11 protein-coding genes are annotated in these 15,798 nt (G+C 71.5%); 7 read left to right on the plus strand and 4 right to left on the minus strand.

Annotated elements, in window-relative coordinates:
- Positions 1-51 precede the first annotated feature (51 nt).
- The 3 genes from IE305_RS01145 to IE305_RS01155 form a co-directional block, all read right to left on the minus strand.
- On the minus strand, positions 52-4,206 hold the full coding sequence (locus tag IE305_RS01145) for a LamG domain-containing protein (protein WP_190127437.1): 4,155 nt from the start codon (positions 4,204-4,206) through the stop codon (positions 52-54).
- Between the two features lie 496 nt (positions 4,207-4,702).
- Entirely contained in the window at positions 4,703-5,899 is a 1,197-nt protein-coding gene (locus IE305_RS01150; protein ID WP_190127438.1) for a Gfo/Idh/MocA family protein, read from the minus strand.
- A gap of 40 nt (positions 5,900-5,939) precedes the next feature.
- Complete coding sequence (locus IE305_RS01155) at positions 5,940-6,800, minus strand: TauD/TfdA family dioxygenase (protein ID WP_190127439.1); 861 nt, start codon at positions 6,798-6,800, stop codon at positions 5,940-5,942.
- Between the two features lie 200 nt (positions 6,801-7,000).
- On the opposite strand from IE305_RS01155, the gene IE305_RS01160 reads away from it, so the two are divergent.
- From IE305_RS01160 to IE305_RS01180, 5 genes are all read left to right on the plus strand, one after another.
- Positions 7,001-8,470, plus strand: a complete 1,470-nt coding sequence (locus tag IE305_RS01160) for a radical SAM protein (protein ID WP_190127440.1) — start codon at positions 7,001-7,003, stop codon at positions 8,468-8,470.
- Between the two features lie 7 nt (positions 8,471-8,477).
- Positions 8,478-9,890, plus strand: coding sequence for a glycosyltransferase family protein (locus IE305_RS01165; RefSeq protein WP_190127441.1), 1,413 nt, complete (start codon positions 8,478-8,480; stop codon positions 9,888-9,890).
- 59 nt (positions 9,891-9,949) lie between these two features.
- Positions 9,950-10,939 (plus strand): TauD/TfdA family dioxygenase, encoded by a 990-nt coding sequence (locus IE305_RS01170; protein WP_190127442.1) that lies wholly within the window; start codon positions 9,950-9,952, stop codon positions 10,937-10,939.
- 64 nt (positions 10,940-11,003) lie between these two features.
- Positions 11,004-11,942 carry a hypothetical protein gene (locus tag IE305_RS01175; RefSeq protein WP_190127443.1) on the plus strand — a complete coding sequence of 313 codons (939 nt, stop codon included), beginning with the start codon at positions 11,004-11,006 and terminating at the stop codon, positions 11,940-11,942.
- 89 nt (positions 11,943-12,031) lie between these two features.
- Complete coding sequence (locus tag IE305_RS01180; protein WP_190127444.1) at positions 12,032-13,390, plus strand: glycosyltransferase family protein; 1,359 nt, start codon at positions 12,032-12,034, stop codon at positions 13,388-13,390.
- 13 nt (positions 13,391-13,403) lie between these two features.
- Here IE305_RS01180 and IE305_RS01185 read toward each other — a convergent pair whose 3' ends face one another.
- Positions 13,404-14,141, minus strand: a complete 738-nt coding sequence (locus IE305_RS01185) for a peptidyl-tRNA hydrolase (RefSeq protein WP_190127445.1) — start codon at positions 14,139-14,141, stop codon at positions 13,404-13,406.
- A gap of 42 nt (positions 14,142-14,183) precedes the next feature.
- On the opposite strand from IE305_RS01185, the gene IE305_RS01190 reads away from it, so the two are divergent.
- Complete coding sequence (locus tag IE305_RS01190) at positions 14,184-15,032, plus strand: ABC transporter ATP-binding protein (protein WP_190127446.1); 849 nt, start codon at positions 14,184-14,186, stop codon at positions 15,030-15,032.
- Positions 15,029-15,694, plus strand: a complete 666-nt coding sequence (locus IE305_RS01195; protein ID WP_190127447.1) for an ABC transporter — start codon at positions 15,029-15,031, stop codon at positions 15,692-15,694. The genes IE305_RS01190 and IE305_RS01195 overlap by 4 nt, the downstream gene beginning before the upstream one ends.
- Positions 15,695-15,798 lie beyond the last annotated feature (104 nt).

The following is a 15,798-nucleotide window of genomic DNA, read 5'->3' on the forward strand; positions in this document are numbered from 1 at the left end:
CACGTACCGGCCGGGGGGCCGGGCCCCGCCGGAGCGGGGCCCGGCGGGCGGTCAGCCCTCGACGCCGTAGTACTGCGCCAGGAAGCCGGTCACGTGCTCGGCATGCGGGGTCAGCTCCGGCAGGTGCGTGGCCAGGGCGCTGCGGACCGCCGCGGAGAGCTCCGGCAGCCCGGTCGCCGCGCCCTTGATGTACGGGTCGAGGCGGCGGACGAGCTCGTAGTTGCTCTCCACGTCCAGCTGCCGCATCGCCTTCTCCAGCGGCGCGGCCCCGTCCGCCGTCGTCGGCGGCAGGAGCCGGCTGACGAACGTGACGCGGTGCATGACCCGCCAGCACGGCGGCTTGCGGTCCGACTGGCGGGCCTGGCGCAGGGCCGCCGCGTTGGGGTCGGTGCCGTTCTCCAGCCAGGTGGGGTCGACGACCTTGTGGAAGAAGGTGTCGAAGTGCTCGGTGTCCTCGCCGAGGTAGAAGCTGAGGAACCGGTAGGCGTCCACCTTGCCCGGCGCGTTGACGGGCTTGCCGTCGGCGTCGAAGACGGGCTTGCGGTTGGCGTCGTACTGCTGGACGTTGCCGGACGGCGAGCAGGTGACGTTCAGCCCGAAGGAGCGGGTGGCCTCCTTGCCGCGGGCCCGGGTGACGGACATGCCGCCGCCGACGGCCGCGTCGAGCTGGGCGTTGATGCCCACGCCCATGATGTCGAACGACGTGCCGACGGACGCGCCCACCGAGCCGGACAGCGAGTACGAGCCGGAGGTCGTCTCGCTGACGGCGTCGGTGGTCTCGGTCGTCTCGGCGAAGAAGCCGCCGTCCGCCGTCCAGACGTACGTGTTGACGAGGTCGCGCCGCGAGAAGCCCTCACCGGTGGTGTTGCCGGCGGTGTCCCGGCCCTTGCCGGGAGCGGCGTCCCCGCCGATCGCGCCGCCCAGGACCCGGCCGGCCCGCTCGGCGGTCGGGTCGGGTGCGTGGGTGTCGGTGGAGACCGTCTCGTAGTAGCCGCGCAGCCGCTGCTGCTCCCGCTGGATCCGGCGCTTGATGGCGTACGCCTCGCGCGGCTTGTAGTAGCTGTACTCGCCGTGGTCGCGGGCGCCCGCGTAGTCCGGGTCGAGGACCTTGCCGCGCTCGTCGTAGCCGACCGTGCCGTCCAGGGTGCCCTGCTTGGTGTAGCGGGGGTTGATGGGGAAGGGGACGACGTTCCAGTCCTTGGGGATGTCCGGATTGGGCTGGATGCGGTAGGCGACGAGGGAGCCGCTGTGCGCGAGGCGCAGCGCGAAGACGTCGGCGGTCTGGGACTGGACGAGCGCGAAGCCGGTGTTGACGGGGACGTAGCGGCGGCCGAGCGCCGGGTTGAGCGGCTTCAGCGGGTCCTCCCAGCTGCCCGAGAGATCCACCTTCATCGCCCGCGCGGTGTTCTCGCCCTGGGAGACGGCCGTCTCGTCGGCCCAGCTGTTGGAGAACTCCAGGCTGCCGCGCACGCTCACCGACACCTTGGCCTTGGCCATGGACTTGGCGACGCCGAAGCCCAGCGGTGCCGCGATCATCCACATGTCGACATCGACCTCGTTGGACAGGGCGAAGGAGAACGCCGCGTCGACGCTCCGCTCCCTGGCCGAGGACAGCGAGTGGACGACCTGCTCGGCCTGGGTGAACTCCACCGAGGCGACGCTGTCGTACGTGGCTCTGTCGGGGTCGACGGTGTTGGGCGTGAGGTTCTCCGACGGCACCGGGGGTGCGCCCTCGATGTAGCCCACGAGCTGGGGGTCGAACTGCACCTGGCCGACCCACTCGCTGATCAGGTCGCCGGCCTTGTAGCCGGTGACCAGGTGCCAGCGGCCGTCGCGCAGGTAGCCGTACGCGCGCTTGAGTACGCCGGACGCCTCGCCCTTGGCGGTGTACTGCATGTCCGCGTACTCGGCGACGGCGGGCGCGCCCGAGATCTTCTCGTGGAAGGGGGTGCGCATGGCGGCCAGGGCCGAGCGGACCTGGGCGGTGTCGCTGGAGACGGGCGCGGTGGACAGGACGGCGGCGGGGCGGGCCGGCCCGTCGCCGAGGGTGAGGTCGTTGCCGCGCAGGCCCTCGTCCCGGACCAGGTTCGCGCTCTCGTCGGTGGAGGCGCGGTCGAAGGACCAGTAGGCGATCAGGTCCTCCTTCTCGCCCTTGAGGCGGGTGAAGAGATTGTCGAGGACCTGTTCCTGGGTGCGGGCGGTGCGCCAGATCCGCACCTCCTCCAGGACACCGTGGAAGGGCTGGGTGGCCTTGCCGTCCTCGAGCCGGGCGCCGAGGGTGAACCGGGTGTCGCCGTAGCCGGCGAAGTCCTTGAAATTCTTGCCGTCGAGGGGGTCGCAGGCCACGGAGACGCCGTTGCGGTAGATCCGGAAGGCGCTGCCGCGCGGGTCGGGGTTGCGGGTCCAGCGGGCGCCGCGCAGCCGGGCGGGGTGCGAGCCGGTGGTGTCGGCGGCGGTGTTGCCGGCGTTCTCTGCGAAGCGCCACTGCGCGGTCAGGCCGCGGTCGCGGGCGGAGACGGGCGTACCGAGCTGTGCCGCATCGCGTGCGACGCCCCACAGCCGGACCTCGGCGACCACACCGGTCAGGAAGCGGGTCTCCAGGCCCTCGCGCGCCCGGCCGATGTCGAGGGTGCCCGTGTTGCCCTTGGCGCCGGGGCCCTCGTAGCGGGCGGCGCCGGCCTCGCGGCCGTCGATGAAGAACCGGATGTCCTGCCACTCCTGGACGTCGACGGACTCCACGAGCTCGACGGTCTGCTTGACGGGCCTGCCGTCCGCCCCCGTGGCGGTGATCTCCTTGTTGCCCTTGCGCTCCTGCATCGACCGGCCGCTCTTGCGGACGACGGCGAGGCGGTGGAACGTTCCGGCGCCGACGGCCCCGGTGGACGTGAAGCGCACCAGCCTGCCGTCCGGCTCCTCGAAGCCGAACTCCAGCTTGCCGTCGGGCAGGACGAGCGGCCGGTACGGCACGCTGCCGCCGGAGCCGTCGGCGGTACGGCCCTTGGAGAGCAGGCCGTGCGGGGCGCCGAGGGCGGCGACGCGGCAGAAGACCTCGACGGTGAGGTCGCCGGCCATGTCGAGCGCGTCGTTGTCGGCCGCCTCCAGGTACGCGCCGTCGGACAGCTCGACGGCCCAGGACTGCTCGTAGGCGGCGGCGAGGTGGGCCCACTCGTGCGGCGGGAAGGAGTCCCGGGTCGCCACCAGCCGGTCACCGGCGCCGGCGACGATGCGGTAGGTCGTCTCCGCGGTCTGCTTGAGCTCGGCGGTCGTGGTCGTGGTGGTGACGCCGCCGCGCAGGTAGACGTGCCGGCCCTGGCCGGAGCGGTCCAGGACCCCGGGCTTGTCGCCCACCCGGTCCAGCGGGTCGCCGGAGGGCCAGTAGCCCAGCAGGCCGGGCTCCATGCCGCTCAGCCGTACGTTCTTGCGGTCCCGGATCTCCGCGGCGGTGCGGGCGGTGCCCCAGAGCCGGACCTCGTCCATCTCCACGGCCGCGTAGTCGGGCACCCAGCCGCCGAAATGGCTGCCGAAGCTGAAGAGACCGTCTCCCTGGTAGGTGCCCGTGGCGATGCGCCGGTCCTCGGCGACGCCGTCCCGGTAGATCACCTGCTCCCGGGTGGTCGCGTCGAAGACGCAGGCCCAGTGGTGCCAGCCCGCGAAATCCTGGCCGTGGGTGGTGGTGAGGTCGTCGCCGTGGAAGGCGAAGGTGAAGGTGCTGGTCTCGCGCCAGCCGATGTGCAGGGAGCCACGGGTGGTGGCGTGCGAGGTGCCGTGGCCGACGACGTACTGCGCCTTGCCGTCCCATTCCCTGGTGCGCCGCGCCCAGAACTCCACCGTGAAGGACTGGCCCGCGAGGCTGAAGCCCTTCTCGGTCACGGCCACGCCGCTCGTGCCGTCGAAGGCCAGGGCGGGCACCGCGGTCGCCGCCGGGGCGAGCAGGTCCAGCGTGTACGGGACGTCGCCGGTGCCGGCATGGACGATCCGGGCCGCGCCGGACACCGTCTCGGGGTTGACCCACGCCTCCAGGGTCAGGTCGCGGGCCACCGCCACCCGGTCCGACTGCTCCTGGGGCAGGGTGAGGACGTTCTGCCGGCCGTCGAAGGAGTACGCCCGGCCCGGCTGGTCCGCGCGCCAGCGGCAGCCGTGCCCGGCGACGAGGTCCGTGACCTCGCCGAGCGGGACCTCCTGCGCCGTGCCCGGGTCGGCCAGCACCAGCCGGGAGCCCGCGGAGAGCGGGACGCCGGGGCGGTTGGAGGAGGCGCGGCGGTGGTCGTGGCGCAGCCGCTGGACGGCCTCGCCGGGCTGCGGCTCGGGGCCGCCCTCGCCGGCGTCCAGCCGGAGCGTCGTGGCCCCCGCCGCATGGGCGGCCTCCGTGAGGGTCCATGGCGAGGGCCACCGTGGTGCCCTGGTGACGCACGGTGGTGGTGTGAAGGTAGGCGCGGTCGGAGTAGACCTTCAGTAACTGCTGTTCGCCAGGCAAGACGGCTCCTCGGAAAATGATGTGCGGAGGCGCGAGAACCCTCCCTGACCTGCGCCGCTCCTGATGCGGAAACGGCGGCGACACACGATTTACCGGCGCGGGACGTGCGTCAAGGACCGCTTCTTGCCGGCGGCCGGAACCAGATGGCCCCGGGGGCCGCAGCCGGTCGTCACCGTCACCGTCACCGTCACCGTCGCGGGCCGCGCGGCGCGGGGCGGCCGGGCGGGGTCAGGCCGGGGCGTCCCCGAAGTCCCGGACGTCCAGCTGTGCGCCGCCCGCCAGGGCGGACCGGTGGGCGACCAGGCCGGGCAGGGTGTAGCGGGCGGCCGTCCAGGCGTTGACCGGGGGTGTCTTCCCTGTCAGGCACGCCGAGACGAAGTCGTCCGCGAGGAACTGGTGGGAGCCCTGGTGGCCGTTGGGCTGCCCGGCGAACTCGGCGGGCAGCCGGCCGATGTCATGGACGGGCGCGAACCTGCTGACGAACGCGTCACGCAGGGACGGGTCGATGCCGGCGAGCGCGGCGTCGTCGAGGCGAGCGGTCGGTACCGTGCGCATCAACTCCTCGATGTCCTGCGCCTTCTCGCGGTCCTGCCACAGCGTGGTGGTGGCCAGCTGCTCGAAGCTGGCCTCGGTGCCGAAGAAGCGGAACCGGGATTCGCGCAGCAGGGACGGGTAGCCCACCCGCCGCATCTCGTTGGTGCGGACGACCCCGCCGTCCGCGGTGCGGAAGAGCGCCGTTGCGTTGGAGAAGTCGTTGTCCCAGCGGCTGACCTCACGGTCGAAGACTCCGTCGCCTCTGGTGTCGGAGACGCCGAGGCAGGACACGGAGGTGACGTGCGAGCCGGTCACCGCGAGCACCCCGCCGAGGGCGTGGGTCGGGTAGTACATGGGCGGGAAGCTTGCGGTCTCCTTCCAGCGGTCGCCGCCGCTGTAGCGGTACGCGTCGTAGAAGCCGAGGTCCATGTCGTGGACGTAGTCGCCCTCGGCGTAGAAGATCTCGCCGAACGCGCCCTCGGCGTGCCGCCTCCGGCAGTACACGGCGGCGGGGTTGTAGTAGCTGGTCTCACCCATCATGTAGGTGAGGCCGGTGCGGCGCACGGCCTCGACGATCGCCTCGATGTCCTCCTCGGAGACGGCCATCGGCACGCTGGAGTAGACGTGCTTTCCCGCCTCCAGGGCCTGGAGGACGAGGGGGCCGTGGGTCCAGCGCTGGGTGAAGATCGCGACGGCGTCGACGTCCGAGGCGAGCATGTCCTCGAAGGACGTGTAGGTGGTGGCGACGGCGTGCCGGGCGGACTCGCGCTCGAGCCGCTCGGGCACGGCCTCGGTGAGGCGGACGTCGTGGACGCCCGGGTGGGCCTGGAAGAGAGGGATGAACGCGCGGGCGAACTGCCCCGCGCCGACGACACCGATGCTGATGGTCACCGTAGTGGCTCCTGGAAGCGGATGCGGGCGCGCCTTCGGGTCAGCTGTTCCTGGCCATGGCCTTCTCGTACTCGCGGTCGTGCACCTTGACGCGCATGAGGTGGCGGCCGACGCCTTCGGGCCCGACGTCGGTACGACCGTGCAGCAGGCGCCTGTTGTCCAGCAACAGGAGTTCGCCCGCCCGCAGGAGGAAGACCGTGGGCAAGTGCTGTGATTCCAGCGCGCGTTCGAACGCGCGGAGCGCGCTGACGTGCTCCTCGTCCAGGGCCTGCCCGGCCCGCTCCACGCCTGCGGTGACCCGCACCGGGCAGTACCGCACGGTGGCGCCCCCGCCGGACATCGTGAGGATCGGGTGGGTCGTGACCGACGGCTCGTCGCTCCCGGGCTCATGCGGAACAGCAAACGGATAGCAGGGGTCCTGGAGTGCTCGCAGGTGGCTGCGGTCGGCGATTGCGGCAGCGACATCCGCTGCGCTCACCAGAACGGTCTGCCCGTCGCCTGCGGGACTCGGGCGGACGCACAGCAGTCCGAGGTAGGCATGCGGGTGTGCCAGCAAGGGGGAGTCGGTGTGGAACGGGTCCGGATCCCGGTAGGGCCGGGCTTCACTGTCGACCACGTCGTGCACGAGGGAGTCCGGGTTCGGTCCGTTGTAGCTCGGATCGACCCTGCCCAGAGCGGCGGCGGCGATGACCAGCGCAGTGGTGTCGAGCGGGAAGTTCTCGACGACCACGGCCAGCGAGACGCGGAGAGCGGTGACGGCTTCGTCCAGGAGCCGGTGCAGTTCGGGGATGCCTTCCCGGGCGCGGCGAAGAGCCGCCTGCTGGGTCCGCTCGCTCTTCAGCTCTTCCGGCCGCCAGGTGGAACTGAAATCGGCCAGTGCGACGGCGGTCGAATCCGTCATGACGAGTCGAGGTGGCCATGCCATGTAAGGCATTGAAGCAGATTTTTCCCCCGGACCCATCCGCCTGGAACCTCTGGGATCACGCCATGCTGTTGCCCCACGCGCACCGTATTGACCGCGCTGGGGAACCCTCCTAGCCTGTTCGGGCCGTACCCAATCGCAGACGATCATGGACGTAGCAGATACGGAGTGTCGCACGCATGGGGACCAGCACGGCACCGTTGTATGACCGGAAGAAGGCGCTCTGCAGCCTCTCCGAGATCGATCCCGACCACCCGATACCCAGGGTGTCCTCGTTGCTCTCCGACGAGCGCAACCACGAACTCCTCGGATACCTGCAAGCCGAGGCATTCACTCATGTTTTCACGGGGGACGTGGAAAGCGATCCTCAGCAGTTCTTCCGTGTTCTGGACCGAGAGCTCCGCGAGGCGCCGTCCTTTCACCTCTGGGTGGATATTCCGCTCTGCCGGTACCGCTGCCATTTCTGCCAGTTCCCGACACTCGTGACGAGCAGCCGGCCCGAGACGGCCGACGCGACCGCACGCCGGTGGGTGGACGCGAACATCAGGGAAGCCCGGTCCTGGGTGGAGGCGGTCCCGGCGCTGCGCACCGCTCCGGTCGGCGAGTTCTGTCTGTTCGGCGGTACGCCGAGCGTCCTGCCCGCCCACGAGATCGAGCGCCTGGTGGGCTTCTACCGGGAGACGTTCGCCTTCGACGAGCGGACCTCGATGCGGGCGGAGGGAAGCCCGGATTCCCTCACCGAGGAGATCCTGGGGACCCTGCGCGGTTTGCAATTCACTGCACTCTCCTACGGCATCCAGTCCCTGGACGACCGGCTGCTGGAGGTCGCCAACCGCCGGCACACCGGGGATCAGGCGCTACAGGTTCGTGCGGCGGCCGAACGGCTGGGTTTCGCCAGGGTCGACGGTGATCTCGTCTGGGGCCTGCCCGGCCAGACGGTCGTCGGTTTTCTCGACGACATCGACCGTCTGATCGGAGCCCGGTTCAGCACCATTGTTGCGATCAAGCTTCATTTGCGGTCCTTCCATGACGTGGAATCGGCCATCGGGCATGTGTCGCCGGCCCCGTGGGAGGATCCACGCGTACGCGAGCAACTGGCCCGGCGTGGATTTCAGTGGCCGTCGTTGGGGCAGCAGTTGCAAATGCGGGAGGGGGCCGTCGACCGGCTCGCCGATGCCGGCTACTACGAGCACCCCACCACCTACTTTCCCCGGCGCGACGTCGGCCCGGAACTGTGGCGCTCGTTAAACCTCGACCAGGACAAACAGGTCCCGCAGGTGGGTATCGGCCTGGGCGCCTACAGCTGGTGCGGGGAGGCGGAGGCGAATGCGGTGGCTGCTCCGGCGAAATATCTCGGCCTGGTCGAGAAGGGCGAGATCCCGTTGGAGAAGGTCACGACGGTGAGCGCGGATCACCGCGAGGTGCGGGCGGTGCAGATGGCGTTGTCCACCTGTCAGCCACTGCTTGAAGAGGTTCATCGCTCCCGGTTTCCCGGCAGCTCCCTGCTGTCCGGCAGGTGGGGTGCGATGTTCGACTCGCTCGCCGACCGCGGGCTGGTCCGGATCGACCGGGGGGCCGGCAGCGTCGCCCTCACCGAAGCAGGAGCCACGTTGGTGGAGGCCGTCATCAATACGCAGCTGGGCCGGTGACGCCGGGGTGCGCATAGGACTGGTCTGCGGGGACGGAGTGCCGGCCAGCGGCCTGCTGACCATCTTCCGTAACGTCGTCGGCCTGGGTGTCGGCCTGCAACTGCTCGAACTGCCCGTATCCGCCGATCTGGGCTACTCGTGGCGACCCGACAAGCCCGCCTTCTTCCCGTACGGGCCGGCGGAGCAGGAGGCGTCCGCGTTGCTGGAGCCGGCCCGGCCGGCCCCTCCCGTCCTCGGGGACCTCGACCACGCGGCGGCCGAATGGACCTCCATCCGGATGTCGGTCGCAGAGGGTGCGGCTCTGGGCCCCGTCGAACGTGTCCGGCTGCACGAGCGTATCGACCGCCTGGCCGGCCGTTACCAGGACTACTTCTCGGAATGGATGCGCCGGAACCGGGTCGACTGGACCATCGCGGTCAACATGACGCTCTCGGACGCCGTGCCCGTCACCAAGGCTCTCCACACTGCGGCGCGCGACCGCCGCCGCGAGAACCGGGCCGGCGGCGTGCTCTTCTGGGACCACGATCTCTTCGGCAGTTGCGCGGACCACGACGAAGGCGTGCGCAGGTATCCGGACCGTCCCAATGAGTTCACCCCGCTTCCCGGGACCGGCCCGGGCGTACGGTGGGCGGTGGTGTCCGAAGCGCTCGCGGAGGAGGCGGCGGGCTACCCGGTGGCGGGGCGGCCGCGGGTGGTGCCCAACGTCCTGCCCCGCGTGCCCACCGGACCGCTCGAGCCGCGGATCGAGGAATTTCTCGACGGCCTGGGTCTCGATCCCCGAAGGCCGATCCTGCTCAACCCGGTGCGGGTCTTCCGGTTCAAGGGCGTGGAACTCGCCCTCGAAGTGCTGGCGGCGGCCCGGTCGGCCAGCGCCGATCGCGGACTTCCCGCCCCGTACCTGCTCGTGTTCGGCAGCCTGGCGGAGGATGCCTCCTACTCCGACGAGGTGCTGAGCACCGCGCGGCGCCTCGGCCTGCTGCCCGACGTGCGGTTCCTCGACGGTGTCCCGTTGTGCAGCGTCCGGGACAGCACCGGCTCCTGGCGGCTGGACGAGACAGACCTTCTTCGGGCAGCCGCGGCGAGCGGTGGTGGCGTCGTCTTCACCCCGAACACCGAAGACGTCGAGACGGTCGGCCTGGGGCCGGCGCTGGCTGCCGTCGCCGGACTGCCCTGCGCGAGCACGCACTACGCCGCCTTCGCACCGACGTACGGAAGGGACTTCTTCGTCGTCCCGGTGGATCCCCGCCCTGCCGGAACAGTCCGGTCGGGCGACGAGCTGGTGGCAGCGATGCAGGCGAACCGCGCCGGGGAGCCCCGCATGGCCGGCATGTTGCGGCGCAACCGGCAGATCGTCGACCGCCGCTTCCCGGCCGGTCCGTGGGCCGAGCTGCTGACGGAGCTGGCGGAGGACACCGGATAGCCGCCCGTGCAGCGCCGCCGCCCTGGCCGGACGGATCGATACAGCAGGAGGGTACGCACATGCGCGAGTCCGCCCCAGTGCCCGACATCCAGGAGATCGTGCTCACCGCGCAGGAGACACGTCATGCGGACGACGCCATCCGCCGGCTCGTGAGCGAGTACGACACGACGGACGACCTCGGCCTGCTGGCGAGGCTCGCCGAACACCGGGACAGTCTCCCGGTACGGCTGACGGACGTACTGGCCGGTATTCGGTCCCGGCTGGGTAGCGCGGTCACGGTGATACGCCGGCCCCGACCGGACGAGAACGTCGGCCCGACGCCGTCGCACTGGAGACTGCGCGGACACGCCGCCACAGCCGCCCACGACCTCTGGCTGGCGATGGTGTCGGTACAGGTCGGCGAGCCGGTCTGCTGGCAGACGCTGCAGGGAGGCAGACTGTTCAACGACGTCCTGCCGATCGAGGGCCAGGAACATGCGCAGACCGGCCACAGCAGCGTGAACAACCTCGACTTCCACGTCGAGGACGCCTTCGACGACGACCGCTGTGACGTGCTGGCCCTGCTCTGTCTGCGCAACCGGGACCTGACCGCGACGACCGTCGCCACCGCCGACCAGCTCGTCGACGTCGGCGCGGAGGACCGCGAGCTGCTCAGCCGGCCTTGCTTTGCCATCCTTCCCGACCCCGAACACCTGAAGGGGAGCGGAACTGTTGATCCGTCCCCCGTGTGGCGCCCCGTGCTCTTCGGCGGCTCGCGGCCGTATCTGAGGGTCGACCCGGCATACACCACCACCGCGCCGGGGGACGACGCGTCGGCACGGGCGTTCTCCCGGCTGTGCCGTCGACTGGCGGGAGCACTCGTGCCGGTCCGGCTGAGCCCCGGCGACCTGCTGCTCATCGACAATTACCGGGCCGTGCACGGCCGGGAGCCGTTCCGGCCCCGTTACGACGGTACCGACCGCTGGCTGCGCAAGCTCACCCTCACCTTCGACCTTCAGCAGTCCAGTGGCCGCCGACGGGCCGGGAGCCGGGCCCTCGCCTTGTCATGACGGACGTCGTACGAGCAGACTCACGGCGGTGATCCGGTGGGACGAGGCAGGGGCGGTCAACAGAATGTTCGACGAGACGACCACGCTTGATACGTCTTCCCTTTCCGCATGGGTGGAGAGCCGCCTCGGCAGCCGCCCCAGGACAGAGCTGTGGCGCTGGACGCATCTGTCCACCGTCCTCGCCGTGGAACTGGCGGACCGGCGCCGGGTGGTGATCAAGATCCGTCCGTTCGCCGACCGGTTGACCGGCTGCTGGCAAACCCACCGGCTGATGTGGCTGGCAGGGCTGCCGTGTGCGGAACCGCTGGGCGAGCCCGTCCGAGTCGGCAGCCGGATCGTGACGATGGAAACGCTGGTGGACGACGGCCCGGCACTCGACGTCGCGCCCCGTTCTTCGGCCCGGTCGGCCGCCGAACTGGCCCGGTTCGTGTCGGCCGCACCCGCCGTGGACGCGATCGGCACGCTGGACCCGCCTCCCCCGTGGGTGTGGTGGAACCACGACCAGGACGGTATCTGGCCGCTTCCCGACGACCAGCCGGAGGACCTCAACCGGCACCCGGGGCCGGACTGGCTGGACGACGCGGCAACCCGGGTACGCAAACGGCTGGACGAGCACGACCTCGGCGCCCCCGTCGTCGGCCACTGCGACTGGGAGGCACAGAACGTGACGTGGAAGGGTGGTGTGCTGCACGCCGTGCACGACTGGGACAGCATCGTGGCGCTGCCGGAAATCGTCATCGCCGGTGCGGCTGCCGCAGTGCACGCCGTCATGGGCGGCCGTCCCGGCGAGGCGACGATCCCGCACACGGCTCGGTTCATCGATGCCTACCAGGAGGCCAGGGCACTGTCCTGGACCGCTGCCGACCGCGAGGCCGCCTGGGCTGCCGGTGCGTGGGTGCACTGCTTCAACGCCAAGAAGGCGACGCTGCGTTCCGACGGCGGACCCGTCGTCGCACGGCTGGCCGGGGGGATCGAAGAACGATTGCGTCTCGCAGGCGCTTGAGACCGTGTCCTGCATGCATATGGCACGAAGGTGACACCGGGGAGGAATGAAGGATGCGCATAGGGGTCGTATGCGGCGACGGGTTACCCGTGTCCGGGCTGCTGACCAGTCTGCGGTACGCGCTCGATCTCGGTGTGCGGTTGGGCGTGGTCGAGTTACCGGTGATCACGGATCTTGGGTATTCGTGGCGGTTCGACAAGGGCTTTTCCCCGGATGGCCGGGGTGAGCCGTATCCGGACTGGATGATCCCCGCCTGTATGGACCTGCCGGGCAATCCTGACGAGTGGGGGCGGGATGTGCTGGCCGTGCGCGACCGGGTGGCCGCCTTCGACGAACTCGGCGCCCCGGAACGCGAAAGGCTCCGGGAGGAGATCGACCGGCTGGCGGCTCCGTACGAGCGGCATTTCCGCGCCATGCTGGCGGATGCCGACGTGGTGATCGCGATGAACATGACGCTCACCGACGCAGTGCCGGTGACGCTGGCGTTGCTGCGTGTGCTGGACGAGATGTTCGCGGACGGCCGGCGGACCGGACGGGTCGTGTGGTGGGACCACGACCTGCTCAAGGACTACGCGCGGACCACGGACGGGAAGCGCCTCTACCCGGTCTTCCCGAATGAGCTGACCCCCCTGCCGGGGGCGAACGACTACACCCACTGGGCAACGCTGACACCGGCCCAGGTCGCCGAGGCGACCGGCTATCCGACCGATGCGGTGCCGGTCCTCCTGCCCCCCATGGTGCCCCTGTCGATACCGAACGGGGACCTGGGAGCACATCAGCTCGAGTTCCTGGCGGAGCACGGCATCGAGGAGGACCAGCCGGTGCTGGTCGCCCCGAAGCGCGTCGTTCCCGAAAAGGGTGTCGCGCTGTCGTTGCGCCTGCACGCCGCGACGATCGCGGAGGCGCGCAGACGCGGGGACCCCCTCCCGGTGCTGGTCGTGTTCGGCAGCCTCGCCGAGGAACGGGAGCACGCCCAGGACATGCTCGGCCTGGCGGACAGCCTCGGACTGGACGGCCTGGTGATCTGGGCCGACGGCGTGCCGCTCAGCAGCCGCCGCGACGCGCGGGGGGTGCACCTGGACGAGATCGACCTGTTGCACATCGCGCGGAAAAGGTGGGGTGCGGTCGTCTACACACCGGACGTCCCCGGTGTCGAGGCCGCGAGCATGCCTCCGGCGTTTGCCGCCGTGGCGGGATTGCCGTGTGCGGTGAGTCCCTTCAAGATTTTCGCATCCGTCTACCCGGGGTACTCGGCGGTGATGGTCGGCGCGTCGGCCGGCGAACTCGAGCAGGCAGCCCGTGAACTTCTCGACGCGCTGGCGGCCGTGCGCAGCGCCGACCCCGTCATTCAGCAGAAACTCGCAAAAAACCGCGACATCGCCCTGCAGACCTTCGGGGAGGACCACTGGCGCGCATTCTGGCAGGAACTGGCCGCGGCCTTTCAGTAACCCGGTCCTGGCTTCAAGAGAGCGTGCGCAGCGCGGGGTGGTCGGCCACGATGGTGCAGGAGCCCGGGGCGATCTCCGTGAAGCCTGCGTCCCGCACCACCGGCAGGCCGCTGCTCGTCAGCTCCGCCCAGCGGGCCGGGTCCGCCGTGCGCACCGCCAGCGCGAAGCCGGCCGCGCGCCACGCCTCGCGCTCCGCCGCGTCCAGGGCCCACCACGCCAGCTGCGCGCCGTGCCCGGCCTGCGCCATGGCCTTGCCCGCCGACATGTCCAGCTCCGGGTTGAGCCACAGCACCGGCAGCCCGGGCTCCGGCGCGGCCGGCGGCTCCGGGTCGTCGAGGTCGGTGCCCGAGACCTGGAGCTTGACCAGCTCCTTGGGCCAGCCGTCCAGCGGCACCGGCGGGTAGACCCGCACCTCGGCGGTGCGGCCCGGCACCGTGATGCCCTCCAGCGCCGACGCCTTGCGCCACTCCGCGCCGCGCGCCCGCCGCACCACCTTCCGGATGCGGGCGTCCTGCCAGTCCCGCACCGCCTGCGTCCACGGCCCGTCCGCCGCCGTCGCCCGCTCGTCCGACAGCAGCACCAGCACCGCCCGCGCCGCGGTCTCCAGCGCGTCCGTACGGGCCGGGGGCGCGGTCTTCTCCAGGCGCACGACGAGGGGCAGCACGTACTGCGGCGCCTCGTCGCGCGGGTCCGGGGGCGGGTCGGTGGAGGGCGCGGCGGCGGGGGCGGTGGTGGTCTCGGTACGGGTCACCACTCCAGTCTGCCAGCCGCCTCCGTGGTTACTGTGGGGCCCATGAGACTTGAGGGGGTAGGGCACCGGTATCGACCCGGTGGCCCGTGGGTCCTGCGCGACATCGGCCTGGAGATATCGGCGGGGCGGCTGACCCGCGTCGTGGGCGGCAACGGCAGCGGCAAGTCCACGCTGCTGCGCCTGCTGGCGGGCATCGAGAGGCCGGCCCGCGGCCGCGTCGTGGGCAGGCCGCGCACCGCGTACGTGCCCGAACGCTTCCCGCCGGCGCTGCCGTTCACCGCGGCCGGCTACCTGACGCACATGGGCCGCGTGCACGGCCTGCGCCGGGCCGCGGCCGAAAAGGCCGCCCACGCGTGGCTGGAACGGTTCGGCGCCGGGCGGCACGCCCGTACACCGCTGTCCGAACTCTCCAAGGGAAGCTGTCAGAAGGTCGCCGTGGCGCAGGGCCTCATGGCCGCGCCCGACCTGCTCGTCCTCGACGAGGCGTGGACCGGGCTCGACCCCGACGCGCGCGCCGGGCTCGACCGTGCCGTCCTCGACCGGGTCGCGGCGGGCGGCGCCGTCGTCTTCGTCGACCACGACCCGCGCCGCCTGGCGGAGCACACCGGCACGGCCCACCGCCTCGCCGCCGGCCGGCTCACTCCCACGCCCCCGCCCGCCTGCTCCGCCTCCGTCCTGGTGGAGGCCGAGGCCCCGGACGGCACGCCCCTGCCCGCCGGGCTGCCGCCCGTGACGGCCGTGCCGGACCAGGAGACCCGCCCCGGCACCGTATGCCTGGCCGTCGCCGCCGACGCCTCAGACGCGCTGCTGCGGGCCCTGCTGAGCGCGCCGCAGCCCTGGCACATCCGCGCGGTCACCCCCATTGCCCCGGGAAAGGAGACCGGCCGGTGACCGCGCTCCTGCGCTACCAGTGCGCGCTACTGCTCCGCTCGCACCGGTGGCTGCCGCCCCTGCTGCTGTACGTGGCGTTCCTCGGCATCGGCGTCCGCCCCTCGGAACCGGTCCTCGGTTCGCTCGGGTTCGCCGCCGCCGCGCTGCTGCCCACGGCGGCCTGGCTGGTACGGGTCTGTGTCACGCAGGAGCCCGACGCCGCCCGCCAGTGCGCCGCCGCGGCGGCCGCGCCCTGGCGGGTGCACCTGGCGAGCCTGCTGACGGCGCTGCTCGCCTCCGCCACGCCGGCCGTGATCGCCACCGCCGTCGTGACGGCCGTCAGCGACCCGTACACCGCCGGGCGGCGCGCCGAGGTGGCTCTGGGCCCCGCCGCCGTGCAGGGTGTGGTCGCGGCGCTGATCTGCGTCCTGCTGGGCACCGCGGGCGGCGCGCTGTGCAACCGGCCGGTGCTGCGCGGCACCGCGTGGACGGTGCCGGCCACGGTGCTCGTCTCCTTCCCCCTGCTGTTCCTCCCCGGCTCGCCCGCCCGGGCGGCCGTCACGGGGCTGTCCGAGGGCTCGCGCACCGGGGCGGTCGTCGTGCCGTGGCCGGGCCTGGCCGGTGCGGCCGTCCTCGCGACCTGCGCCTGGGCGGGGGCGTGCGCCCTCAGCGCGCGCCGATGAGTTCCGGCACGAGCACGAACTCGTGGCCCGGCGCCCGCAGTTGCGGCACGAGGCGCCGTACGGCCTCCTGGCGCGCCGGCTGCATCGTGCGCTCCATTGACCGT

Source organism: Streptomyces mashuensis (assembly GCF_014654785.1).
GTDB classification, from domain to species: domain Bacteria; phylum Actinomycetota; class Actinomycetes; order Streptomycetales; family Streptomycetaceae; genus Streptomyces; species Streptomyces mashuensis.